The 22,911-nt window shown below is 71.4% G+C and carries 21 protein-coding genes; 14 read left to right on the forward strand and 7 right to left on the reverse strand.

Features of this window, described 5'->3' with window-relative positions; all coding sequences use genetic code 11:
- The first annotated feature begins 25 nt into the window (after window positions 1-25).
- The 8 genes from ACFQ9V_RS05015 to ACFQ9V_RS05050 all read left to right on the forward strand — a co-directional run bounded on the left by ACFQ9V_RS05015 (window position 26) and on the right by ACFQ9V_RS05050 (window position 8,330).
- Window positions 26-535: a hypothetical protein gene (locus ACFQ9V_RS05015; protein WP_382458065.1), complete on the forward strand. Its 510-nt coding sequence runs from the start codon at window positions 26-28 to the stop codon at window positions 533-535.
- A 32-nt stretch (window positions 536-567) separates the two neighbouring features.
- Window positions 568-2,154, forward strand: coding sequence for an amidophosphoribosyltransferase (gene purF / locus ACFQ9V_RS05020; RefSeq protein WP_382458066.1), 1,587 nt, complete (start codon window positions 568-570; stop codon window positions 2,152-2,154).
- A 38-nt stretch (window positions 2,155-2,192) separates the two neighbouring features.
- Complete coding sequence (gene purM / locus ACFQ9V_RS05025; protein ID WP_382458067.1) at window positions 2,193-3,314, forward strand: phosphoribosylformylglycinamidine cyclo-ligase; 1,122 nt, start codon at window positions 2,193-2,195, stop codon at window positions 3,312-3,314.
- Between the two features lie 189 nt (window positions 3,315-3,503).
- The gene (locus ACFQ9V_RS05030; RefSeq protein ID WP_382458068.1) at window positions 3,504-4,760 is read left to right on the forward strand and encodes a Calx-beta domain-containing protein; all 1,257 of its coding nucleotides are present in this window, start codon (window positions 3,504-3,506) and stop codon (window positions 4,758-4,760) included.
- An 86-nt stretch (window positions 4,761-4,846) separates the two neighbouring features.
- Window positions 4,847-5,800 carry an ABC transporter ATP-binding protein gene (locus ACFQ9V_RS05035; protein ID WP_382458069.1) on the forward strand — a complete coding sequence of 318 codons (954 nt, stop codon included), beginning with the start codon at window positions 4,847-4,849 and terminating at the stop codon, window positions 5,798-5,800.
- Window positions 5,797-6,540 (forward strand): ABC transporter permease, encoded by a 744-nt coding sequence (locus ACFQ9V_RS05040; RefSeq protein WP_370054998.1) that lies wholly within the window; start codon window positions 5,797-5,799, stop codon window positions 6,538-6,540. The genes ACFQ9V_RS05035 and ACFQ9V_RS05040 overlap by 4 nt, the downstream gene beginning before the upstream one ends.
- A 39-nt stretch (window positions 6,541-6,579) precedes the next feature.
- A complete protein-coding gene (locus ACFQ9V_RS05045) occupies window positions 6,580-7,725 on the forward strand; it encodes a sensor histidine kinase (RefSeq protein WP_382458070.1) in 1,146 nt (381 codons plus the stop codon).
- Window positions 7,722-8,330, forward strand: coding sequence for a response regulator (locus tag ACFQ9V_RS05050; protein WP_382458071.1), 609 nt, complete (start codon window positions 7,722-7,724; stop codon window positions 8,328-8,330). Before ACFQ9V_RS05045 ends, ACFQ9V_RS05050 begins: the two co-directional genes overlap by 4 nt.
- Window positions 8,331-8,409: 79 nt before the next feature.
- Here ACFQ9V_RS05050 and ACFQ9V_RS05055 read toward each other — a convergent pair whose 3' ends face one another.
- A complete protein-coding gene (locus ACFQ9V_RS05055) occupies window positions 8,410-8,655 on the reverse strand; it encodes a DUF3073 domain-containing protein (protein ID WP_382458072.1) in 246 nt (81 codons plus the stop codon).
- 150 nt (window positions 8,656-8,805) lie between these two features.
- Here ACFQ9V_RS05055 and ACFQ9V_RS05060 point away from each other — a divergent pair, with 150 nt between their 5' ends.
- Window positions 8,806-9,867 carry an NAD(P)-binding domain-containing protein gene (locus ACFQ9V_RS05060; protein WP_382458073.1) on the forward strand — a complete coding sequence of 354 codons (1,062 nt, stop codon included), beginning with the start codon at window positions 8,806-8,808 and terminating at the stop codon, window positions 9,865-9,867.
- A gap of 69 nt (window positions 9,868-9,936) precedes the next feature.
- On the opposite strand, the gene ACFQ9V_RS05065 is transcribed toward ACFQ9V_RS05060, so the two are convergent.
- From ACFQ9V_RS05065 to ACFQ9V_RS05085, 5 genes are read right to left on the reverse strand one after another with little or no spacing between them, the layout of a single operon-like run.
- Window positions 9,937-11,931 (reverse strand): glycogen debranching N-terminal domain-containing protein, encoded by a 1,995-nt coding sequence (locus ACFQ9V_RS05065; RefSeq protein WP_382458074.1) that lies wholly within the window; start codon window positions 11,929-11,931, stop codon window positions 9,937-9,939.
- On the reverse strand, window positions 11,928-12,761 hold the full coding sequence (locus ACFQ9V_RS05070; protein ID WP_382458075.1) for a Type 1 glutamine amidotransferase-like domain-containing protein: 834 nt from the start codon (window positions 12,759-12,761) through the stop codon (window positions 11,928-11,930). The genes ACFQ9V_RS05065 and ACFQ9V_RS05070 overlap by 4 nt, the downstream gene beginning before the upstream one ends.
- Window positions 12,758-13,675 (reverse strand): carbohydrate ABC transporter permease, encoded by a 918-nt coding sequence (locus ACFQ9V_RS05075; protein WP_382458076.1) that lies wholly within the window; start codon window positions 13,673-13,675, stop codon window positions 12,758-12,760. The genes ACFQ9V_RS05070 and ACFQ9V_RS05075 overlap by 4 nt, the downstream gene beginning before the upstream one ends.
- On the reverse strand, window positions 13,672-14,805 hold the full coding sequence (locus ACFQ9V_RS05080; RefSeq protein WP_382458077.1) for a carbohydrate ABC transporter permease: 1,134 nt from the start codon (window positions 14,803-14,805) through the stop codon (window positions 13,672-13,674). The genes ACFQ9V_RS05075 and ACFQ9V_RS05080 overlap by 4 nt, the downstream gene beginning before the upstream one ends.
- A 14-nt stretch (window positions 14,806-14,819) precedes the next feature.
- Entirely contained in the window at window positions 14,820-16,073 is a 1,254-nt protein-coding gene (locus ACFQ9V_RS05085) for an extracellular solute-binding protein (RefSeq protein ID WP_382458078.1), read from the reverse strand.
- Window positions 16,074-16,354: 281 nt separating this feature from the next.
- Between ACFQ9V_RS05085 and ACFQ9V_RS05090 the strand changes: the two genes are divergently transcribed.
- The 5 genes from ACFQ9V_RS05090 to ACFQ9V_RS05110 all read left to right on the forward strand — a co-directional run bounded on the left by ACFQ9V_RS05090 (window position 16,355) and on the right by ACFQ9V_RS05110 (window position 22,128).
- Entirely contained in the window at window positions 16,355-17,392 is a 1,038-nt protein-coding gene (locus ACFQ9V_RS05090) for a LacI family DNA-binding transcriptional regulator (RefSeq protein WP_382458079.1), read from the forward strand.
- A gap of 126 nt (window positions 17,393-17,518) precedes the next feature.
- Window positions 17,519-18,127: an antibiotic biosynthesis monooxygenase gene (locus tag ACFQ9V_RS05095; RefSeq protein ID WP_382458080.1), complete on the forward strand. Its 609-nt coding sequence runs from the start codon at window positions 17,519-17,521 to the stop codon at window positions 18,125-18,127.
- Window positions 18,128-18,264: 137 nt separating this feature from the next.
- Complete coding sequence (locus ACFQ9V_RS05100; protein WP_382458081.1) at window positions 18,265-19,092, forward strand: DUF4097 domain-containing protein; 828 nt, start codon at window positions 18,265-18,267, stop codon at window positions 19,090-19,092.
- On the forward strand, window positions 19,089-19,718 hold the full coding sequence (locus tag ACFQ9V_RS05105; protein ID WP_382458082.1) for a PadR family transcriptional regulator: 630 nt from the start codon (window positions 19,089-19,091) through the stop codon (window positions 19,716-19,718). Before ACFQ9V_RS05100 ends, ACFQ9V_RS05105 begins: the two co-directional genes overlap by 4 nt.
- Before the next feature lie 250 nt (window positions 19,719-19,968).
- Entirely contained in the window at window positions 19,969-22,128 is a 2,160-nt protein-coding gene (locus tag ACFQ9V_RS05110) for an APC family permease (protein ID WP_382458183.1), read from the forward strand.
- 6 nt (window positions 22,129-22,134) lie between these two features.
- On the opposite strand, the gene ACFQ9V_RS05115 is transcribed toward ACFQ9V_RS05110, so the two are convergent.
- A complete protein-coding gene (locus ACFQ9V_RS05115) occupies window positions 22,135-22,851 on the reverse strand; it encodes an MBL fold metallo-hydrolase (RefSeq protein ID WP_382458083.1) in 717 nt (238 codons plus the stop codon).
- Between the last annotated feature and the right edge of the window lie 60 nt (window positions 22,852-22,911).

Below are 22,911 nucleotides of genomic sequence, written 5' to 3' on the forward strand. Positions count from 1 at the left end.
AGGTGCGGTGCGAGAGAATGGAGGCATGAGCTCGAACCCGGAGGAGTCCGCCGTGCCCGAAGAGGCGCACGCCGCCGACGCCGCCGAACCCGGGCAGCCCGCCCCCGACGCCGCGCCGGCCCCCGACGCCGCGCCGGCCCCCGACCCGGAGGTCGACGCCACCGTCACCGAGGCCGAGGTGCGCGTCCACCGCTCGCCGCGGTACTTCCGCTTCATGCTCACCGGCGCCATCGTCTTCGCCGTCATCGCGCTCATCCTCACCTTCGCGTTCCCCGCGAACCCCACCTACGACCGCGGCCAGGTCTTCGGCTTCCTGCTGGCGATCTGCGCGACGATCGGCGTCGCCGTCGGCGCGCTGGTCGCCCTCCTGATCGACCGCGCGGTCTCCCGCCGGGCACGCACCGTCCAGGCGGATAGAATCGACGTGCGCCTTCCCGACGCCGGCGCCGAGCTCTACACCGAGCGCGACGCGGAGCCGGGTCCACGACCGGACGACTCACGGGGCAACGGCTCCCGCCCGTCCGTCGACAGCTGAACATCCCGACACCCTGACGAAAGGGGCCCGCTGTGGCCGGAGGCGACGGTCGCCTGAGTCATGATCTTCTGCCAGGCGAGAAGGGCCCGCAGGACGCCTGCGGTGTCTTCGGGGTGTGGGCGCCCGGCGAGGAGGTCGCCAAGCTCAGCTACTTCGGCCTCTACGCCCTGCAGCATCGCGGGCAGGAGTCCGCGGGCATCGCGACGAGCGACGGCAACAAGATCCTCATCTACAAGGACATGGGCCTCGTCTCCCAGGTCTTCAACGAGAACGCGCTCAACTCGCTGACCGGCCACATCGCCGTCGGCCACACGCGCTACTCCACCACCGGCGCCTCCAGCTGGCAGAACGCGCAGCCTACGCTCGGCCGCACCTCCAGCGGCACCGTCGCGCTCGGCCACAACGGCAACCTGACCAACACCGCCGAGCTCATGCAGCTCGTGCACGACCGCTACCCGCAGCTCGACGGCGAGCTGTCCCGCGGCAACACGACCGACACCGCTGTGGTCACCGCGCTGCTCACCGGCGACCTCGACCACACGCTGGAGGCCACCGCCCTGGAGGTCCTGCCGAGGCTGCGCGGCGCCTACTGCCTGGTCTTCATGGACGAGCACACCCTGTACGCGGCGCGCGACCCGCAGGGCGTCCGCCCGCTGGTGCTCGGCCGGCTGGAGCGCGGCTGGGTGGTCGCCTCCGAGACCGCGGCGCTCGACATCGTCGGCGCGAGCTTCGTTCGCGAGGTGGAGCCCGGCGAGCTGATCGTGATCGACGAGAACGGCCTCCGCACGCAGCGCTTCGCCGCCGAGAAGCGCGCCGGCTGCGTCTTCGAGTACGTCTACCTCGCCCGGCCGGACACCACCATCGCGGGCCGCGGCGTCTACGAGGCGCGCGTCGAGATGGGCCGCCGGCTCGCCCGCGAGCACGAGGTGGAGGCCGACCTCGTCATCCCGACGCCCGAGTCAGGAACGCCTGCGGCGATCGGCTACGCGCAGGCGTCCGGCATCCCGTTCGGTCAGGGCCTGGTCAAGAACTCCTACGTCGGCCGCACGTTCATCCAGCCGTCGCAGACCATCCGCCAGCGCGGCATCAAGCTCAAGCTGAACCCGCTCAAGGAGGTCATCAAGGGCAAGCGGCTCGTGGTGGTCGACGACTCGATCGTGCGCGGAAACACGCAGCGCGCGCTCGTCTCGATGCTGCGGGAGGCCGGAGCGGCCGAGGTGCACGTGCGCATCTCCAGCCCGCCCATCACCTGGCCGTGCTTCTACGGCATCGACTTCGCCTCGCGCGCGGAGCTCATCGCGACCGGCCTCGGCGTGGACGAGGTCCGACAGTCCATCGGCGCCGACTCGCTCGGCTACCTGTCGGAGGACGGCATGATCGCCGCCACCGAGCAGCCGCGCGAGCGCCTCTGCACCGCGTGCTTCACGGGCGTGTACCCGATCGAGCTGCCGGACGCGCACCACCTGGGCAAGAACCTCCTGGAGCGTCCGGAGGAGCGCGCGGCGACCGTCGCGGACACCGACGACGGCGCCGACGAGTCGAGCGACGGCTGCGAGCCCGGGCCCGACTCGGAGTACGAGCGCCTGATCGCGTACGGCGACCCGGGGCGCCAGGAGTAGGGCGCGAGCGGGCCCGTCGCCCCGGATACGATGGAGCAGTGACTGAGCCCACCGCATCCTCGTCGTCCTCCTACGCCGCCGCCGGTGTCGACACCGCCGCCGGCGACCGCGCCGTCGAGCTGATGAAGGCCGCGGTCGCGCGCACGCAGGGCCCGCAGGTGCTGGGCGGGGTCGGCGGCTTCGCGGGCATGTTCGACGTGTCGGCGCTGAAGGTCTACCGCCGTCCGCTGCTCGCGACCTCCACCGACGGCGTCGGCACCAAGGTCGCGATCGCGCAGGCGCTCGACAAGCACGACACCATCGGCCAGGACCTGGTCGGGATGGTCGTGGACGACATCGTCGTGGTGGGCGCGCGTCCGCTGTTCATGACCGACTACATCGCGTGCGGCAAGGTCGTCCCCGAGCGGATCGCGGCGATCGTCGCCGGGATCGCCCGCGCCTGCGAGGCGACATGCACGGCGCTGGTCGGCGGCGAGACCGCCGAGCACCCCGGCCTGCTCGGCCCGGACGACTACGACGTCGCGGGCGCCGCGGTCGGCGCGGTGGAGGCCGAGGAGCTGCTGGGCGCCGAGCGCGTCCGCGACGGCGACGTGGTGCTGGCGCTGGCGTCGTCCGGCATCCACTCGAACGGCTTCTCGCTCGTGCGGCACATCCTCGCGCAGCGCGGCATCGCCTTCACCGACAAGCTGGACGACTTCGGCGGCACCGTGGGCGAGGCCCTCCTGGAGCCGACGCGCCTCTACACGTCGCCGCTGCTGCGCGTGCTCGAGAGCTCCAGGTTCACAGGCGCCGTCCACTCGCTCAGCCACGTGACAGGAGGCGGCATCGCCGCGAACCTGGCGCGTGTCCTCCCGGTCGGCTCGTGGGTGGAGGTCGACCGCTCGACCTGGTCGCCGAGCCCGGTGTTCCGCGTGCTGAGCGACCTGGCCGGCAGCTCCCTGGAGTCGTCGGAGGGCACCTGGAACCTCGGCATCGGGATGTTCGCCGTCGTGGCCCCGGAGGCCGCGGACGCGATCGCCGCGGCGCTCACCGCGGACGGGATCCCCACCTGGCGCGCCGGCGTGGTGTCCACTGCCGCCCGCGACCTGGCCGGCTTCGAGCAGGGCGCCAAGGGCGTCGACGGCGGCGCCGTCCGCCTGGTCGGCGCCTACGCGGGCTGAGCCGCCCCCGGCTGAGCCGCGACCTCCGCGTGGCTAACGGAGGACTTCGCCCTCCACAGCAGGCTGATCTCCTCCGCTAACTGTTATCCGGCACCTCCGGGCGCCTGATCTCCTCCGTTCGCGACGGCCCGCGACGTGACCCGTTCGTGGACGCGCGGGCGGTCGCGGCCTCCCGCTAGAGTGGCGGCTGTGACCCCCCATGCCAGCCTCCGCTTGGCGTGCGCGCTGGGGGCGGCGCTCGTCGCCGTGGCGGTCGCGGGGGCGCCGGCGTTCGCGAGCCCGACACCGACCCCCACGCCGACTCCGACACCCACAGCCGCGTCCGACGCACTCACCCCGCTCGTCGACTGCGTGCAGGACGCCCCGCTGGGCGCCGTGACCTCGCGCACCGTGGTCCTCGGTCACCGCTCGTCGGCCTCCACCCCGGTCACCGTGACCCCCGGCTCCGGCGTCGACGACCTGTCGCCGGGCGCCGCCGACCGCGGGCAGCCGTCGACCTTCCTGCCGGGCGAGCACCACGGCGAGTGGCTGCTGACGGTGGATGCCGCGGCCGAGCCGTCGCTGACCTGGACGCTGGGCGGCCGGTCGGTCACCATCGACGCCTCCGCCCCGGCGTGCACCGACGCCACCGCGATCGTGCTCAGCGCACCGGCGGCGACCTCCGGCGCCATCGCCGTGTCGGCGACCGTCACCCGGTTCCTGCTCGGGCCGCCGGAGGCCGGGACCGTCGCCTTCGCGGTCGACGGGGTGGCCTCCACGACCGCGCCCGTCGGCGTGGGCGGTGTCGCGCGCGCCGACCTGACCGCCCCGACCGCCGGCGCGCACACGATCACCGCGACCTTCACTCCCGCGAGCGGGTCCACCCTTCGCCCGGCGACGGCCACCGCGCCCGTGACCGTCACGGCCGCGTCCGGTGCACTCGCGGTCGCGGCCGACAGCGTCGTCACGGGCAGCACGTCCGTCACCGTCCACGTGACCCGCGCGGGCGCCTCCGCCCCGGTCACGGTGGACTTCGCGACGGTCGACGGCACCGCGCACGCCGGGCCCGACTACGTGGCCGCCTCCGGCACCCTCGCGCTCGCCGCCGGCCAGACGGACGCGACCACCACGGTGAGCCTGCCCGCCCGCACGCCCGGCTCGCCGGCCTCCGTGTTCTTCGTCGTGCTGCAGCGCGCGACGGCGGACGTCAGCGCTGCCGTCGCGATGGTGTCGCTGCCGGCGGTCCCGGCCGCGGCCCCGGCGTCGGTCGCCGCGGGAGGCGGCGACTCGGCGGCTGCGGCCTCCGCGCTTCCGCAGGGCGACCCGACCGCGCACACGCCGGTCGTGAGCGCGCCGGTCGGCCAGGACCTCCTGCTCCTCCTCGGCGCCGGCCTGATCACGATCGGAGGGATCGCGGGCGTCATCGGCCTCGTCCGGTCGACGCGCTCCCGCGACGGGCTGCTCTGACGCAGACCGGGCCCATGACAAACGTCACCCCGAATCCCTGACGCGCCCCCTGCGCGGCCCCGCCGCCCACCCGGCACTCTGGGATGGTGAACACCTCACCAGCAATCCGCCTCAGCGGCCTCCGCAAGACCTTCGGGTCGCTCACCGCCGTCGACGGCGTCGACCTCACCGTGCGGGCCGGGGAGGTCATCGCCCTCCTCGGCCCCAACGGCGCAGGCAAGTCGACCACCATCGACCTCGCGCTCGGCCTCGCGCGCCCGACCGCCGGCACCGCCGAGCTGTTCGGCGGCGACCCGCGCGCGGCGATCCGGGAGGGCAGGGTCGGCGCGATGCTGCAGGGCGGCGCGCTGCTCCCCACCCTCACCGTCGCGGAGTCCGTGGCGCTCGTCGCGTCGGCTCACCGGCATCCGCTCAGCGTCGCCGAAGCCCTCGAGCGCGCCCGCTGCACCGAGATCGCCAAGCAGCGCGTCTCCAAGCTGTCCGGCGGCCAGATGCAGCGCGCGCGGTTCGCCGTCGCCGTCGTGTCGAACCCGGACCTGTTGTTCCTGGACGAGCCGACCGCGGCGATGGACGTGGAGGCCCGGCGCACCTTCTGGCTCTCGATGCGGGAGTTCACCGACCAGGGCCGCACCGTCGTCTTCGCGACGCACTACCTCGACGAGGCCGACGCCTACGCCGACCGGATCGTCATGCTCGCCCGCGGCCGGGTGGTCGCCGACGGCACTCCCGCCGAGGTGAAGGCCGTCGTGTCCGGGCGCCGGATCGCCGCCACCGCCGGCTTCGCCTGGACCCCGGAGGTCGCCGCCGGGCTCGGGGCCCTCCCCGGCGTCCGCTCGGTCGACCAGCGCAACGGACGCCTCACGATCGTCAGCGACGACTCCGACGCCACGCTCCGCGCCCTCCTCGCCGCGCACGACGACCTCCACGACATCGAGGTCACCGCGCACACGATGGACGACGCGTTCCTCGCCCTCACCGAGTCGCGGGACGACGCGAGCGCGCCGACCACGACCCCTCTCTCCGAAGGAGCCCTCCGATGAGCATCGCCTACCTGGGCCGCGAGTCCCTCCGCCAGCTCAAGAACATGCGCGCCATGATCTTCACCCTCGCCGTCCCGCTCGTCATGCTTCTGGCCTTCGGCGGCACGTTCGGAGGCCGCGGGCAGGTCGACGCCGTCACCCACCTCCCGTGGATCGTCGTCACGACCATCCAGGTCTCCGCGTACGGCGGCATGATGGCCGCCCTGTCGCAGGCGTTCAACATCGTCACCGAGCGCTCGCTCGGCTGGAACCGCCAGCTCCGGGTCACCCCGCTCACCGGCACCGGCTACCTGATCTCCAAGCTGGTCGCGGCCCTGGCGCTCGCGCTGCTCAGCATCGTGATCATCGTCGGGGTGTCGATCGCGCTCTACCACCCGGACCTCCCGGCGATGAGCTGGATGCTCGCCTGCCTGGCGATCTGGGCCGGCGTCGTGCCGTTCGCCCTGCTCGGAATCCTGATCGGCCAGTTCGCCAAGCCGGAGTTCGCGCAGCCGCTGTTCATGGCCGTGTTCATGGGGATGGCCGTGCTGGGCGGACTGTGGATCCCGCTGCAGATCTTCCCCGCCTGGGTCGCGAATGTCGCGCAGGCCGTGCCGTCGTACTGGCTCAACCGGGTCGGGCAGCTCGGCGCGCTGCAGAGCGGCGACGCCCTCACGCCCGCGCTCGTGCTGACCGCGTGGACGCTCGCCCTCGGCGCGCTGATCGTGTGGCGCTACCGGCGCGACGCGGCGCGCGGCTGAGCCGCGGGCGACGGGCTCCGGCTGGCTAGGGTTAGGGACGTGTTCACCAGCGACGTCGAGGAGTACCGCCCCACCGGCGTGTGGGCGCGGCTGACGCACCGCTCCGCCTTCCGCTGGTACCCCGGAGCGGTGATCGGCCTGCTCTACCAGATCTCCGTGATCGTGAGCCTGTGGACATCCTCCGGCGCCGTGGGCACCAAGGTCGTCGCGACCGCGCTGCTCGCGCTCGTCTACGTGGGGTTCCTCGCCCTCCCGCCCATCCTGTGGTGGGAGGGCGAGCGCACCCGGCTGATCGGCGTGCTGGCGTACTTCGCGCTCACGCTGACCCTCCTCCCGTTCATCGGCATCGACACGCTCTGGACCTGGGTCTACGTCGCGTGCGTCGCCGGCATGTCGATCGCCCGAACCTGGGTCGCGAACACGATCATCGGCGCCCTCGGGGCCGTGCAGGTCGTCGTGTTCCTGCTCTCCGGCACCTTCGCGGACGCCTGGTTCATCGCCCTGATCACGGTCTCGATCGGCATCATGATGAGCGCGTTCGCCCGCCAGATCGACACCCTCCGCCGGCTGCGGAACGCGCAGGGCGAGATCGCCAGGCTCGCGGTGGTGGAGGAGCGCGCCCGGTTCTCGCGCGACATGCACGACGTCCTCGGCCACTCGCTGACCGTGGTGACGGTGAAGTCGGAGCTCGCACGCCGGCTGATCCCCGTCGACCCGCGTCGCGCCGAGGACGAGCTCGCCGACATCGAACGCCTCACCCGCTCCGCCCTCGCCGACCTGCGCGCCGCCGTCGCCGGCTACCGCGAGATGAGCCTGTCCACGGAGCTCGCCGCCGCGCAGGCGGGGCTGGCGGCCGCCGACATCCAGGCGCACCTGCCGCGCAACGGCGAGGACGTCGCGCCCGAGCTGCGCGAGCTGTTCGGCTGGGTGCTGCGGGAGGGCGTGACGAACGTGATCCGGCACTCCGGCTCCCGCAACTGCTGGGTGACGGTCGAGCCGTACGCCCTGCGCATCGAGGACGACGGCCGCGGGCCGGCCCCGTTCGGGGCGGAGCGGCGCGAGCTCGTGCGCGGGTCCGGGATCGCGGGACTGACCGACCGGGCGCGGGAGTTCGGCGCCGCGGTGACGGTGGAGGCCGGGCCGCGCGGCGGGACGCTGCTGACGGTGAGGAGGCTGGCCGCGTGACCATCCGACTGCTGCTCGCCGACGACCAGGCCCTCGTCCGCGGCGCCCTCGCCGCCCTCCTCGACCTCGAGACCGACCTGCAGGTCGTCGCGCAGGTCGGCCGCGGCGACGAGGTGCTCGACGCCGCGCGCACCTCCGCCGTCGACGTCGCACTGCTCGACGTGGAGATGCCGGGGCTCGACGGCATCCAGGTCGCCGCGCAGCTCGCGCGCGACCTGCCGTCGTGCCGCTCGCTGATCGTGACGACGTTCGGCCGCCCCGGCTACCTGCGGCGGGCGATGGAGGCCGGGGCCGCGGGGTTCATCGTGAAGGACACGCCCTCCGGACAGCTCGCCGACGCCGTCCGCCGTGTCGCCTCCGGGTTGCGCGTCGTCGACCCCGCGCTCGCCGCCGAGTCGCTGGCCTCCGGGGCTTCGCCGCTCACGGTGCGGGAGGCCGAGGTGCTCGCGGTGGCGGGCCAGGGCGGGACGATCACCGACATCGCGCGCCGCCTCCACCTCAGCGACGGGACCGTGCGCAACCACCTGTCGAGCGCGATCGGCAAGACGGGCGCGCGCAACCGATCCGAGGCGGTCGCGATCGCGACGCGGCAAGGGTGGCTCTGAGCGCACGGGTGTGCGGTCGGAGGTTCGTCAGCGGTTCACGCCGCCCGCTCGGGTGATCGCGGGGATGACGCTGGCGCGCTCAGGCGCGCTTCGGCGTCTCGGACTCGCTGTCCTCGTACTCGTCTTCGTCGGCGTCGTCGTACCCTGGGGTGTCGTCGTCGCCATCCGGGTTGTAGTCGGCCCACGCGTCGTAGTTGTGCTCGTCGTCGTGGTGGGAATGTCCGGTGAGCTCACGCTCGAGCGCGTCGTAGTTGACGTTCGGACTGAACGACTTCAACTGACGAGCGATCTTGGTGTGCTTTGCCTTTTGACGGCCGCGCCCCATGCGTGACCCCCTTTTGGTCATGCCCGGGGAATGGCACCCGGGGATCCAGTAGAAACAGTGAAAACTAGCATCGAGTTTAGCATGGTGACCCTCGTGGACCCCGAGTTCCCGCACAGCGTCGGATGATGGAATGAGCGCGTGATCAGTGGCATGACCGACACCCAGGTGGTGATCGTCGGCGCCGGCCAGGCCGGGCTGGCGGTCGCCTACTACCTGCGCCGGTTCGAACTGGTCCCCGGCCAGGATTTCGTGATCCTCGATCGCGGCCCCGGCACCGGCGGCGCCTGGCAGCACAGGTGGGACGCGCTGCGCCTCGGCAGCGCCCACCACGTGAACGACCTCCCGGGAATGGCGGAGCTGGGTCTCAGCTTCGAGACCGCGGACCGCGCCCTCCCGGCCAAGGACATCGTCGCCGGCTACTACCGCCGCTACGAGGAGCACTACGGCCTCCAGGTGCAGCGTCCGGTGACGGTCTCACGCGTGTTCGACCGCGGAGCGGACCTGGTCGTCGCCCACGACCGCGGCGAGACGCGCACCCGGGTCGTCGTGAACGCGTCCGGCACCTGGGGTGCGCCGTTCATCCCGTGGTATCCGGGGATGAACGACTTCGCCGGGCGTCACGTGCACACGTCGACGTACGTGTCGGCGCAGGAGCTCGCCGGGAAGTCGGTCGTGGTGGTCGGCGGCGGCACGAGCGCGATCGGCTTCCTGCTGGAGCTGGAGGGCGTCGCCGAGAGCCTGACCTGGGCGACCCGCCGCCCGGTGGATTTCCGCAACGAGTCGGAGCTGACGATCGAGGGCGGCGTGGCCGCGGTCTCCGCCCAGGACGCGGCGGCCCGCGCCGGCCAGGCGCTGCCCAGCATCGTGAGCGGAACCGGCGTGCCGCGTACGCGCCGCGTCGCGGCCGGGATCGACCGCGGGCTGCTCGTGGAGCGGGAGATGTTCTCCCGCATCGAGCCCGACCGCGTCGTCTGGGCGGACGGCTCGACGACGAAGGCGGACGCGATCGTCTGGGCGACCGGCTTCCGCCCGGAGCTCAGGCACCTCGCGCCCCTGAAGCTGCGCGAGAAGTCCGGTGGCCTCACGGTGGCGTCCGGTGCGTCGTGGCATGACTCGCGGATCTTCCTCGCCGGCTACGGCCCGCAGGCGAGCACGATCGGCGCGAACCGCGCCGGCCGCGTCATCGCCCGCCAGATCATGGCGCAGATCTAGGCCCCAGATTCGTGCCGAATGTGGCTTATCGCCGCGGCAAACGCCACATTCGGCACGAATCCGCGGGGGTCAGACCTCCAGGTCGCGGGGGGTGCCGGCGAAGCGCAGGCCGCTCACGCGGATGGCGCCTGCGCCGGGCGTGGGGTGCACGTCGAGCGAGCCCGTCTGGGCGTCGGCGCGGAGGCCGAGGCGGGCCGAGAGGACCGCGACCGCCGCAGCCGCCGACCAGGCCTGCGGGCGGCAGGCGGCCGGGTAGGGGATCGGCGCGCTGGTCAGCTCGGCGGAGTCGCCCGAGTGGAGCTCGGGCATCCGGTAGCCGAAGCCGTCCGCCGCGGCCAGCAGGCCGTCACCGAGGAGGTCGGCCTCCGCGGTGTGGCCGTCGCGCGACAGTCCCACGATCGCGATCGCGGTGTCGTGCGCCCAGACCGAGCCGCCGTGGTAGCTGAGCGGCCAGTAGCCGCCCGAGTCCGTCGACATGGTGCGCAGGCCGTAGCCGGACGACAGCTCCGGCGACGCCAGCCGGTGGGCGATCATGGTCGACTGCTCCGGGGTGAGGATGCCGGTGCCGAGCAGGTGGCCGATGTTGCTGGTGACGGTGTCGACCTTCCGCTTGGCGGCGTCGAGCGCGACGGCGGGGTAGGAGCCGGCCGGGTCGTCGATCCAGAACGACTCGGCGAAGCGGCTCTTGAGCTGCGCGGCCCAGTCGCGCCACTCGTCCGCGCCGTCCAGGCCGAACGCATCGAGCAGTTCGGCGCCTCCGACCGCGGCCTCGTAGGCGTAGCCCTGGACCTCGCAGAGCGCGATCGGGCCGTCCGCGAGGGTGCCGTCCTTCCATTGGATGGAGTCTCCCGAGTCCTTCCAGCCCTGGTTGGCGAGGCCGTGACCGGTGGTGTCCACGTACTCCAGGAAGCCGTCGCCGTCGCTGTCGCCGTGGTCGCGCATCCAGGCGAGCGCCGCCTGCATCGCGGGGAGCAGCTCGCGCACCTGGTCGTCGGGCAGGCCCCACTTCCACGCGTCGTGGAGGAGACCGATCCAGAGCGCGGTCGCGTCGACCGTGCCGTAGTAGAGCGGCGGCAGCACGACGTCCTCACCCGGGATGGTGAGCGTGGCCGGACGCAGCTCGTGCATGATCTTGCCGGGCTGCTCGGCGCTCTCTCCGATGGTCTCGGTGCCCTGGAAGTGCGCCAGCACGCGGAGCGTGGAGGCGGCGATGTCGGTGCCGAGCGGCAGCAGCAGGCGCGCGGTCCACAGCGAGTCGCGGCCGAACAGCGTGAAGAACCAGGGGGCGCCGGCGGCGAGGAACGTGTCGTCTGGTCGCGAGGTGGTGGACATCCGCAGCGACTGGAGGTCGGCGAGCGCCCGGTCGAGCCAGGACGCGAGGCGGGAGTCGCCGGTGGTGGCGCGGAACGCGGCCCACTCGGCCGACGGGGAGGCGCCCGCGACGACGGCGGTCGGGTCGTCGACGTCGATGGTCCAGTCGAGGGTGACAGAGCCGTGGGCCGGCACCTCGACGTCCCAGGCGAGAACGGCGTCCTGGCCGTCGGCCGTGACGCGCGCGCCGGGCGCGATCAACCGTGCGGTCACGGGCCCCGAGCGGAAGACGACGCCCTCCTCGACGGATTCGGCCGACACGGCGTGCTCCGCGCCCGTCAGCCCGGCCTTGACCGTCTGCATGGGCGTGAAGTCGCCGCGGACGGAGACCTCGACCGTCGTCGTGAGGGGAGTGCGGAGGGCGTTGCGCAGGACGATCCGCTCCCGCAGGCTGCCCGCCACGACGGTGCGGGTGCGGTCCAGCCGGACGCGCGGGTCGGCCGTGGCATCGTCGATCCGGCGGGCGAGCGAGGTGAAGACGGCGCTCGCCGCGTCGGGGCCGGCCGTGGCGATGTGCTCGGGCAGGTCGCCGCCGACGGTCAGGAGGATGCGGTCGAGCACCCGGAGATCGGAGTGGAAGAACCCGTGGATCCCGCCGCCGTCGATGGTGCCGTCCGCGGCGGACCAGGCTTGGCTGGGCGCGGTGAGCACCACGACGCTGTCGTGCAGCAGGGGTTGGAGCGGCTGGGTCATCGGGGCGTTCGCGCCTCCTCGATCGGGGATGTGGATGGGGATGGGGATGTAAATGTGTTGGGGGATTGCGCCGGGCCGGCTGTCGTCAGGCCGGGGAGCACGCGGGGCTCGATCCGCGTCTCGGTCACGCCGCCCCGTCCACCGGGGTCCGTGCCCTGCACGCGCCAGACGGCCGCGCCCTCCCGTTCGGAGACGACGTCGACCAGCGTCCAGCCCTGGTAGACCAGGCCGGTGCCCTCCTCGAGCGCGTACCCGCCGGGCAGTTCGCCGGAGGCGACCGCCGCCTGATGCGCCGGCCGGCGGCGCGGGTCGGAGTCGTAGTGCACCGCGAGCGACCCCGGCACCAGTCCGAGCCCATCCGCCAGCGCGGAGATGTCCGGGCCGCGGGAGGCCGTCGTTCCGCCCTCGTGCCAGCACAGCCCGCCTGCCGAGCCGCCGGCGAGCACGACGCCGCGCTGCCAGGCCTCGGTCAGGATCTCGTCGAGCCCGTGCGCGCGCCAGACGGCCAGCAGGTTGAGCAGACTCCCTCCGCTGACCCACACGACGTCCTGGGCGAGGATGTGCTCGCGCAGGTCCGGGGTGTTCGGGTGCGGGAAGAACCGGACGTGGCTGGCCTCGACGCCCGCGAGTCGCGCGGCCTCCAGCTCGGCGCCCTCGACGTGCCGCTGGTCGCCGCCCGCCGTGTTGATGTGGGCGACTCTCGGCCGGCGTCCGACGACCTGCGCCAGCTCGATCGCGTGCTGGAGGAGCGGACCGTAGCGGGAGTCCGTCCAGTCTCCGGCGACCAGACCTCCGCAGGTGGCCAGGATGGTCGGTGCGATGGCCGTCACTCCTTCACCGCTCCGTCGCTGGAGTTCATGATGCGGCGCTGGAAGATGAAGAACAGCACGGCGACCGGGATGGTCATGATCGCCGCGGCGGCGAGCTTGAGCGGGTACTGGCTGCCCTGGCTGAGCTGTCCGCTCGCGAGCCCCGCGACGCCCTTGGTCAGGGTGGTGAGGGCCGGGTCCTGCGTCGAGACGATGAAGTGCGCGAGCTCGTTCCACGACCCCTGGAAGGACAGGATGATGATCGTGATGAGCGCGGGCCGCGCCATCGGCAGCACGATCGACCAGAACACCCGGAAGGTGCCTGCGCCGTCGATACGCGCCTGCTCCTCGACGCTCGCGGGGATCGACTCGAAGAAGCCCTTCATGATGAAGACGCCGGCCGCATCGGTGAGCAGCGGCAGGATCATGCCGGTGTACGAGTCGTACATGCCGAGCTGGTTGATCACCAGGAACTTCGGGATGAGCAGCACGACCATCGGGACCGACATGACCGCGACCAGCCCGGCGAACACGAATCCGCGGCCCCGGAAGTGCAGCCGCGCGAGGGCGTAGCCGGCGAGCGAGTTGAAGAACACGCGGCCGAGGGTCACGACGACGGTCACGATCGCCGAGTTCATGAACCAGAGCGGGAAGTCCGAGTTGAGGAACAGTTTGGTGTACGCCGCCGTCGTCCACACCTGAGGGATGAGGGAGACCGGGTTGGCCGACGCGTCCGCGTCGGTCTTGAACGAGGTCGCGAGCTGGATGAGGAACGGCATGATGTACACGACTGCGAGCACGGCGAGGATCGCGTAGCTGACGGACGTGGCGGCGATGCTGCCGGTCGTGCGGCGGCGCCGGCGCACCGGGCGCGGAGCCGAGGCGCCAGGCGATGTCGTGGTGGCGGGTGAGACGGTGGACGTGGTGGCGGTCATGCCTGGCCTCCCTTCAGGCCGGAGCCGGACGAGTTGCTCGGCGCGGTCGCCGCGATGACCATCGCGTCGTACGGCCTCATGCGCCGCTTGGACACCGGGCGCTCTCGCAGCACCCAGCGCTGGAAGATCGTGAACAGCACGATGATGATGAACAGGATGAACGCGATCGCGGCGCCCTGACCCCACTCCTGATTGGTGAACGAGGTCTGGTACGAGAGGTACGCCGGGGTCAGCGTGGTCTTGCTCGGCGCGCCCTTGCTGCCGGTGTAGATCTGGTCGAAGACCTGCCAGCAGCCGATCAGGCCGAGGGTCAGGACGGTGAAGAGCGTGGGGCGCAGTTGCGGGAGCGTGATGCGCCAGAACCGCTGCCAGCCGTTGGCGCCGTCCATCATGGCGGCCTCGGTGATGTCGCCGCCGAGGTTCTGCAGTGCGGCGATGAAGAGCAGCATGAAGGTGCCGCTCGTGGTGAACACGGCCATGATCATGTAGGCCGTCATCGCGACGGACGGCCCGCCCAGCCAGTCCCACCAGGAGACGCCGAGCAGCGTGTTCTGGGTGAGGGCGGCGGGGCCGGTGGTGACGCCGAAGAGGCCGAGGAAGTTGTGGATGATGCCGCTCGGGTCGTTGAACCAGTTCGGTCCGTTGATGCCGAACCAGGAGAGCACCTTGTTCACCGCTCCCGACGTGCTGAACAGGAACAGCCACAGCACGGTGATGGCGACCGAGCTGGTCACCGACGGGAAGTAGAAGGCGGTGCGGAAGAAGCCGCGCCCACGGAGGATGGCGCGGTTGACGAGCACCGCGAGGAAGAGGGCGACGGCCGTCTGGATCGGGACGACCAGGACGACGTACCAGGCGTTGTTCTTCAGCGCCGTTCCGAAGTCCGACTCGGCGAGGCCGCCGCCGGCGAGCAGCGTCGAGTAGTTCTTGAGCCCGACGAAGTTCACGTCGGACGAGAAGGGGCTGCCGCGCCCTCCCCAGTCGGAGAAGCTGACCCACAGCGCCATGAGCACCGGGATGACGAGGAACACGCCGAGCAGCAGGATGACCGGGGCGGTGAACAACCACCCCGAGGCGGCCTCGCCGCGCCGGATTCCGGAACGGCGAGACCGACTCGTGGCTTGCGACATGGTGTCTGGGATCCTTACTTCAGCGCTTCGAGGTTCTTCTGCGTGGCGTCGAGGATCGTCTTCGGGTCGCTCGTGGCCAGCGTCTCCAGCTTGCTGTTGAGGTCGGTCACGACGTCGGCCGCGCCCTTGGCGGTCGGAACGCCCTTGGCGTAGTCGGCGGCGTTGAGGAACGGCACCAGGTCGGGGTTGGCCGACTTCCACTCGCTCGCGGCGGACTTGATCGACGGCATCGGGCCGAACGCCTGGGAGAAGGCGAGCTGGTCGCCCTTGCTGGTCAGCTTCTCGACGAGCTTGAGCGCTGCGGCCTGGTTGGGGCTGTCGGCGGCGATGCCCCAGCAGTTGGTGAACTGGAGGGTGCCCTTGCCGGCGGGGCCGGCCGGGAGCTCGGCGACCTGGTACTTGATGTTGGGGTAGTCGGTCTTCATGGCGCCGGTGATCCAGTTGCCCTCGATGGTCATCGCGGCCAGGCCCTTGCCGAACGCCTCGCCGCCCCAGCCCGCGCCGAGGTCCTTGGCGTACTTGAGGTCGCCCGCGTTGAGCATCGTCTTGACGAAGTCGAGCGCCTTGACGTTGGCGTCGCTGTTCGCGGTCGCCTTGGTGCTGTCGTCGTTCATCAGGTTGCCGCCCGCCTGCACCATGAAGGAGCCGATGCGAGCGTACTCACCCGAGATGCCGAGGCCGACGTGGCCGTTGCCGGTGAGCTTCTTGGAGACGGCCTGGAGCTGGTCCCAGGTCTTGGGGATGTCGCTGTCCGTGAGGCCGGCGGCGCTCCACATGTCCTTGTTGATGACGAGCTGGAGCGTGGAGAAGTCCTTCGGCGCGCAGTAGAACTTGCCGTTGTAGGTGAAGGACTTGACCAGGCTCGGGTAGAAGTCGCTCTTGTTGGCGAGCTGGTCGCCGTATGCGAGCAGCGAGCCGTTGGAGGCGTAGCCGGCGAGCGCGTCGGTCGAGAGGTAGAACACATCCGCCGGCTTCTTCGCCGCGAAGCCCTGCGAGAGCTGCTGGTTGAGGTCGCTCGCGGCCACGACGCTGGCCTTGGTGCCCGAGCTCTTCGTCCAGTCGCCGACGGCGGACTTGACCGCGGCCGTCTCGGCGTCGCCGGACGAGCCGATCATGACCGTCAGCGCCTTGTTCGACGAGGTCAGCTTGCCGGTGTCGCTGCTGCCGCTGCCGCTGCCGCCGAAGCCGGAGCCGCAGGCGGTGAGGGCGAGTGCGGCCGCGGCGGCGACGGCGCCGCCCGCGAGCCAGCGGGATGTGATTCTTCGCATGTGTTTCTCTCCTTGGTGTGAGTGTGCCCGAACGGCCGGGCTCACGCGGTGGGGGTCGCCGAAGTGGTGGATGGCTGTGGTCTCGGTTCCGGGGGCTCCTCTTTGATCGATCAAATTCGATGATGCTACAGTGCATTTTGAACGATCAAACGGGGACGCTGTCACCATAGTCACGGCCTTCGGGACGTGTCAAGCGGGGCAGCGGGCCAGCGCGAACGCGCAGCGGTAAGGTCTGAGACGGCGTCTCCGACCTGCCGGGAGCGCGCCGGAGAAGGAGCAGCATGGGCGCACAGCCGACGGTCAGCGACGTCGCCGACGCCGCGGGCGTCTCGCGGCAGACCGTCTCCAACGTGCTGAACACCCCGGCGATCGTCCGCCCGGAGACCCGCGAGCGCGTCGAGGAGGCCATCCGCTCGCTCGGCTACCGGCCGCACGCCTCCGCCCGACGGCTGCGCACCCAGAAGAGCTCCACCATCGGCATCCGGCTCGACCCGATGACCCGCGACGGCATCTCGGGCAGCGTGCTCGACCGCTTCCTGCACGCCCTCACCGAGCAGGCCGACCGCAAGGGCCTGCGCGTCCTGCTGTTCACCGCGGACGGCCCGGAGGACGAGATCGAGCAGTTCCGCCGGCTCTCTGACGGCGCGGACGTGGACGCGTTCGTGCTGACCTCCACGTTCCACGGCGACCCGCGCACTGAGTGGCTGATCGAGCACGGCCAGTCCTTCGTCACGTTCGGCCGCCCGTGGGGCATCGACGACATGACCGACCCGCTGCACCTCTGGGTGGACGTGGACGGCCGGTCGGGTCTGCGGGAGGCGACGGACCACTTCCTCGCCCGAGGCCTCCGCCGGATCGGCTACCTCGGCTGGCCGGCCGGCTCCGGCACCGGCGACGACCGCCGGGCGGGCTGGCTGGAGGCGATGCGCGAGGCGCAGGTCGTCGACGACGCGACGCTCGCGACGCTGGAGGAGGCCTCCGAGGACGGCGTGACCTTCGGCGCGGAGGCCATGCGGACGCTCGCCGCCCGTGCCGACGTGGAGGCCGTCGTCTGCGCCTCCGACTCGCTCGCCCTCGGCGCCCTGACCGCGACAGGTGGCAGCATCCCCGTGATCGGGTACGACGACACCCCGGTCGCCGCGTCGCTCGGCTTCTCCAGCGTGCGCCAGCCGCTGGAGGAGGTGGCCGCCGGCGTGCTCGAACTGCTGACCGGCGCTCACGGCGGCCGGGTCCGCTCCAGTGTCGACGACCCGCGGCACCGCCTGGTGATCCCCCAGCTCGTCGTGCGCGACGGCGCCACCCTCCTCGGCCCCCGCTGACCCCCCTCCATCCGCCGAGGGGCACGTTAACGCCCCTAAAATGCGCGTTTAGGGGCGTTTGCGTGCCCTTCGACGGAACCTCGCCGCCGAAACGCGCGCGTAACCCGCGGCGGCGACAATGGACGCATGACTCCACAAGAGCCGAACGTCTCCGCGCCACAAGCGCAGAACCCGGACTTCCCCCCGCGCATCCCCGTCACCGTCTCGATCACCCGCCGCGTCGACCCCGATCGCCTCCCCGAGGTGACCCACTGGGTCCAGGCGGGCGTCAACCTCGCCAACGGCTACGAGGGCTTCCTCGGCTCCGGCTGGGTGCGCGCGAACGCCCACTCGCACGAGTGGCACATGCTGTACCGCTTCGCCGACGCCGCGTCGCTGGAGGTGTGGGAGGCCTCCGACGAGCGCGCCGAGTGGCTGTACGAGGGCCGCGAGCTGGTCGAGGTGTCGCGCGTGGAGCGCCGCACCGGAATCGAGGGCTGGTTCGACGAGCCGGAGCCCGGCGCCCCCGCCGCCCCGCCGCGCTGGAAGCAGGCCGTCACGATCTGGCTCGGGTTCTTCCCGCTCTCGCTGGTCTTCACCTACTTCACGTTCTATCTGGTGCCCGGCTGGCACCAGCTCTGGCCGCTCGCCACGGTCCTCATCACGACCCTCCTGCTGACGCCGACGATGACGTACTTCCTGCTCCCGTTCGTCACGCGCCTCCTGCACCCCTGGCTCGCGCGCCCGCGCCGCTGACCGGGCGGCGTCGGGGATGTCCCTGAGCCGACCCTGAGATTCGTGCCGGGCGCTTGCGCTCGTCCAACTCGCGATATATCGTGAATACGTCAACATCGCGATATATCGCGAGTCACCGAAGCAAGGAGCACGAGAGCATGGCACAGGAAAAGTGGCTCATCCAGCCCGGCGAGAGCCGCACGATCGACGTGGAGCTGGTCCGCTCCCTCAAGGTCGGGCTGCTGGGCGGCCAGATCGACATCATCGGCCACGACGAGCCGGGGGCCCGGGTGGAGGTCCACTCGGTGTCCGGCCGCGACCTCAAGGTCACCATCGAAGACGACCGCCTGGAGATCGACCACCCGCAGCTGCGGTGGGACAACTTCATCGACGTCTTCAAGTCGATGCGGTCCAGCGCCCGCGCCGACGTCAGCGTGCTGGTGCCGCGGGACGTCGCCCTCAAGTTCGGCGTCGTCTCCGCCGGAGCCCTCATCTCGGGCCTGAAGACCGACGCCCGGCTCAGCACCGTCTCCGGGGATGTCGTCATCGACGGCCTCGAAGGCGCCCTCGAGCTCAACTCCGTCAGCGGCGAGCTCTCGGCCCGCGGCCACACCGGGCGCATCACCGCGCACACGGTGTCGGGGGACATCACTGCCACCGGGACGATCCCGCGGTTCAGCGCCGACGGCGTCTCCGCCGACATCATGGTCGACCTCGCCGGCACCCCCGACGAGGTCCAGATCAACTCCGTCTCCGGCGACACGACCATCCGCATCCCGGAGGCCCTGGGCGCCCGGTACCGCGCCAACACCGTCTCCGGCCGGGTGCAGCTCGACAACGTGATGGTCATCGGCTCGGCAGGAAAGGGGTACACCGGGACCACCGGCAGCCTCGACGGCTACTGGGTCGACATCACGGTCAACTCCGTCTCCGGCGCCGTCTCGGTGCTCCGCAGCTCCTCGGCCCAGGAGGAGGCGTCGGCGTGACCCCCGTCTTCGCCCACGGCAACCTCCGCCTCTACCTGCTGAGCCTCCTGGCGGAGTCGCCCCGGCACGGCTACGAGCTCATCCAGGCGCTGAGCGATCGCTTCGGCGGCACCTACGTGCCGAGCGCCGGCACCATCTACCCGCGGCTGGCGAAGCTGGAGGAGGAGGGGCTGGTCACCAAGACGACCGACGGGCGCAAGACCGTCTACGCGATCACCGACGCCGGCCGCGCCGAGCTCGCCGCCCGCGAGCCCGAGCTGGACGCGATCGAGGACGAGGTCACCGACTCCGTCCGCCGGCTCGCCGACGAAGTGCGCGCGGGCGTGAACGACGCCATGCGCACCCTGCGCGCCGAGCTGGCCTCGGCGGCGCGGGAGGCCAAGCGCGACGCGACGCGGGTCGACCCGCGGCAGGAGGCGCGCGAGGCGGGCCGCGACGCCCGCTCGGCCGCCAACGCCGCGGCACGGGAGGCGGAGGTCGCGATCAACGAGTTCCGCCAGCAGCTCCGCACGGACCTGCGCTCGCAGGCCGCCCGCGGCGTACTCCCGGAGAACGTCGTGCCCCTCCTCAAGGAGGAGCTGACCCGCGTGCGGCGCGCGATCGTCGAGGCGATCGGCCGCGGCTGAACCGCCGGTGAGAGCGGGTTTTCTTCAAGGAACTCCAGAAAGTCCCAGCCCATGCTCATCTCGCTCCCAGTGAGGCCGATGACGAGCCGAATCCCGCGAGAATCCGCGGCAACGGATGCCTCGCGAGGTGCGGACCAAGCGTCTGCGGAATCGCCTTCCGGCGGTGACGCGACGCGCCGATTTGACAGGGTTTTGGCAGCGAGTAGTGTCGTCCCTCGTGACAAATGAGGGGAGATCCCCGAAGCGGTGGCTGATCGGCGACCCGCTTCCGAGCGAGAAGCTCGAAGGACAGCTACTCCCGAAGCACCTTGCGCTCCCGATCTTCGCGTCAGACGCACTCTCCAGCGTCGCCTACGCTCCGCAGGAACTCCTGATGATCCTGCTGCTCGGCGGCCTGTCGTTCCTGACGTTCGCCCCCTGGGTGGCGACGGCCGTCGTCGTCCTGATGATCACGGTGGTGCTGAGCTACCGGCAGCTCGTCAAGGCCTACCCCTCGGGAGGCGGCGACTACGAGGTCGCGCACAAGAACCTCGGCGAGAAGGCCGGCCTGATCGTGGCCTCCGCCCTCCTGGTCGACTACGTGCTGACCGTCGCCGTGTCCGTCGCGTCCGGCGTCGACAACGTGATCTCGGCGCTGCCGGGCCTCGCGCCGTGGCGCGTCGAGCTCGCGGTGGTCTGCGTGATCATCCTCGCCGCGGTCAACCTCCGCGGCGTGCGGGAGTCGAGCAAGGCGTTCGCGCTCCCCACCTACATCTTCATCGGCAGCATCTTCGTGATGGTCGTCACGGCCCTGATCCGCACGGCGTTCGGTCACGCGCCGGTCGCCGAGTCGGCCGGCTACTCCGTGCACACCAGCAGCATCACGCAGGCCGCGGTGGTGCTGCTGCTGTTGCGCGCGTTCTCCAGCGGCTGTTCCGCGCTGACCGGTGTGGAGGCCGTCGCCAACGGAGTTCCCGCCTTCCGCACGCCCAAGATCCGCAACGCCCGCACCACCCTCGCGCTGATGGGCGGCATCGCGATCGTCCTGTTCGCCGGCCTCACCGCCACTGCGCTGATCAGCGGCGTCCACTACGCGGAGAACCCGTGCGACCTCCAGGGCTGGGCGCAGTGCGCGACCTCCCCGCAGCGCTCGCTCATCGCGCAGATCGCCGCGGCGACGTTCGGCAACAACACCTTCTTCTTCTTCATCGTGCAGGCCGCCACGGCGGTCGTGCTGCTGCTCGCGGCGAACACCGCGTTCAACGGCTTCCCGCTGCTCGGCTCGGTGCTCGCCCGCGACTCGTACGCTCCCAAGGCGCTCAACACCCGCGGCGACCGCCTCGTCTACTCGAACGGCATGATCCTGCTGGCGCTCGCCGCGACGGTCCTGCTGCTCGTCTACCAGGCGAACCTGACGCAGCTCATCCAGCTCTACATCATCGGCGTGTTCGTGTCGTTCACGCTCGGCCAGTCCGGGATGGTGAAGCACTGGGTCTCGCTGCTGCGCGGCAGCGGCAAGGACGGCAACGCCGTGCTGAGCTCGCGCGAGCGCAGCTCCATCGTCCGCTCGCTCTGCATCAACGCGTTCGGCGCGACGCTGACCTTCGTCGTGCTCATCGTGGTCACCATCACGAAGTTCACGCACGGCGCATACCTCGTGTTCATCTTCATGCCGATCCTCTGGTTCCTGATGCTCGGCGTGAACCGGTACTACCGGGATGTCGAGAAGGAGATCGAGGTCGACCCGGTCACGACTTTCGGCAGCGTCGGCGACCACGCGGTGGTGCTGATCGGCAAGATGCAGAAGCCGGCCCTCAAGGCGCTGGACTATGCGATCGCCGCCCGTCACGACTCCATCGAGGCCGTGCATGTCTCGATCGAGGAGGAGGCGACGCAGAAGCTGCAGCGGCAGTGGATCGAGCAGAACATCCACGTGCCGCTGACGGTCATCGAGTCGCCGTACCGCGATTTCGGCGTGCCGCTGATCAAGTACCTCAAGCACCGCCGCGAGGAGCACGGCTCCGAGGTCGTGACGGTCTACCTGCCGCAGTACATCGTCGGGCACTGGTGGGAGTCGCTGCTGCACAACCACCGCGCGCGCAGGCTCAGCAAGCAGCTCATGCTGTGCCACGGCGTGACCGTGGCGCTCGTGCCGTGGCTGCTCGACTCGTCGTCGCTGATCTACGGCCGCCGCTCGCGCCCGTTGCCCGGCCAGGACCGCCGCGGCGAGCCGGTGCGCCCGGTCGCGCGTCGTCCGCTGGCGCCGGCGTCCGCCGCGCGTGCGCGCATCCACATCCACAACACGCCGATCACGCTCGCGGAGCCGAGCGAGTTCGCGGCGCCGGGGGAGCTGACGGTGCCGCCGGTGGCAGGCGATGAGCGGACGGGCTCGGACGAGCAGCGGCCAGTGCCGGCAAGGGCGAAGCGGTAGCGCGCTCTACAGCCGCAGCGCCGGCCCGTGGCCCGGCAGCACCCAGCGCGCGTCGCACAGGCTGAGCCGTCGCGCGCTCGCCTCCGCCCCGTCGGCGTCGTGATGGAAGAACGTCGGAAGCTGTTGCAGCGGACCCTCGTCGGCGAGCAGCGCGTGCCCGGTCACGAGCGCGTCGCCGGTGATCAGCACCTCGGCGTCCGGCTCGAAGAAGCACGCGTGCCCCGTCGTGTGACCGGGCGTGGGCACGACCTCCAGGCGGTGGCCGGTCGACAGCGCGATCGCGTCGGCCGTGATGGCCTGCGCGGCCGGGACGCCGACGTCGCCGAGGCCGCCCGCCCGGATGGCCGAGACGGCCCAGGGGATGGTGCCACGGCGGAGGGCGACCGGCAGCAGGTCGGCGACGGTGACCTGCTCGGTGGTCTCGCGGCGGACGTTCGGGAGTTCGCTGGCGGCTGCCAGCACCTCCACCCCGGAGTGCTCGCTGAAGTCGCGCGCCGCCCCCAGGTGGTCGGAGTGCCCGTGCGTGACGATGATGCGCGTGAGCGCCGACACCTCGAGCCCGGTCGAGCGGATCGACGCCTCGACCAGCGGGCGGTCGGCCGGATAGCCGCAGTCCACCAGCTCGACATGCCCGCGCCCGTGGAAGACGGTCCAGTTGGAGGCCGGGCCCTCGACGAAGAGGATGCCCGGGGCGACGACGGTCAGGGAGCGGATCTCACGCACACGCATGACAGTATCGCGCCGCGCTTGACATTGACGTAACGTCAACCTCTACCGTGGTTC

Source organism: Leifsonia sp. NPDC056665 (genome assembly GCF_042791795.1).
Taxonomy (GTDB): Bacteria; Actinomycetota; Actinomycetes; order Actinomycetales; family Microbacteriaceae; genus Leifsonia.

Coding starts and splice junctions, on each gene's coding strand:
- ACFQ9V_RS05075 (WP_382458076.1), bottom strand. CDS start 13,675: ATGACCGCCACCACGTCCACCGTCTCACCCGCCACCACGACATCGCCT.
- ACFQ9V_RS05100 (WP_382458081.1), top strand. CDS start 18,265: ATGGCACAGGAAAAGTGGCTCATCCAGCCCGGCGAGAGCCGCACGATC.
- ACFQ9V_RS05095 (WP_382458080.1), top strand. CDS start 17,519: ATGACTCCACAAGAGCCGAACGTCTCCGCGCCACAAGCGCAGAACCCG.
- ACFQ9V_RS05015 (WP_382458065.1), top strand. CDS start 26: ATGAGCTCGAACCCGGAGGAGTCCGCCGTGCCCGAAGAGGCGCACGCC.
- ACFQ9V_RS05060 (WP_382458073.1), top strand. CDS start 8,806: ATGACCGACACCCAGGTGGTGATCGTCGGCGCCGGCCAGGCCGGGCTG.
- ACFQ9V_RS05085 (WP_382458078.1), bottom strand. CDS start 16,073: ATGCGAAGAATCACATCCCGCTGGCTCGCGGGCGGCGCCGTCGCCGCC.
- ACFQ9V_RS05055 (WP_382458072.1), bottom strand. CDS start 8,655: ATGGGGCGCGGCCGTCAAAAGGCAAAGCACACCAAGATCGCTCGTCAG.
- ACFQ9V_RS05090 (WP_382458079.1), top strand. CDS start 16,355: ATGGGCGCACAGCCGACGGTCAGCGACGTCGCCGACGCCGCGGGCGTC.
- ACFQ9V_RS05040 (WP_370054998.1), top strand. CDS start 5,797: ATGAGCATCGCCTACCTGGGCCGCGAGTCCCTCCGCCAGCTCAAGAAC.
- ACFQ9V_RS05080 (WP_382458077.1), bottom strand. CDS start 14,805: ATGTCGCAAGCCACGAGTCGGTCTCGCCGTTCCGGAATCCGGCGCGGC.
- ACFQ9V_RS05065 (WP_382458074.1), bottom strand. CDS start 11,931: ATGACCCAGCCGCTCCAACCCCTGCTGCACGACAGCGTCGTGGTGCTC.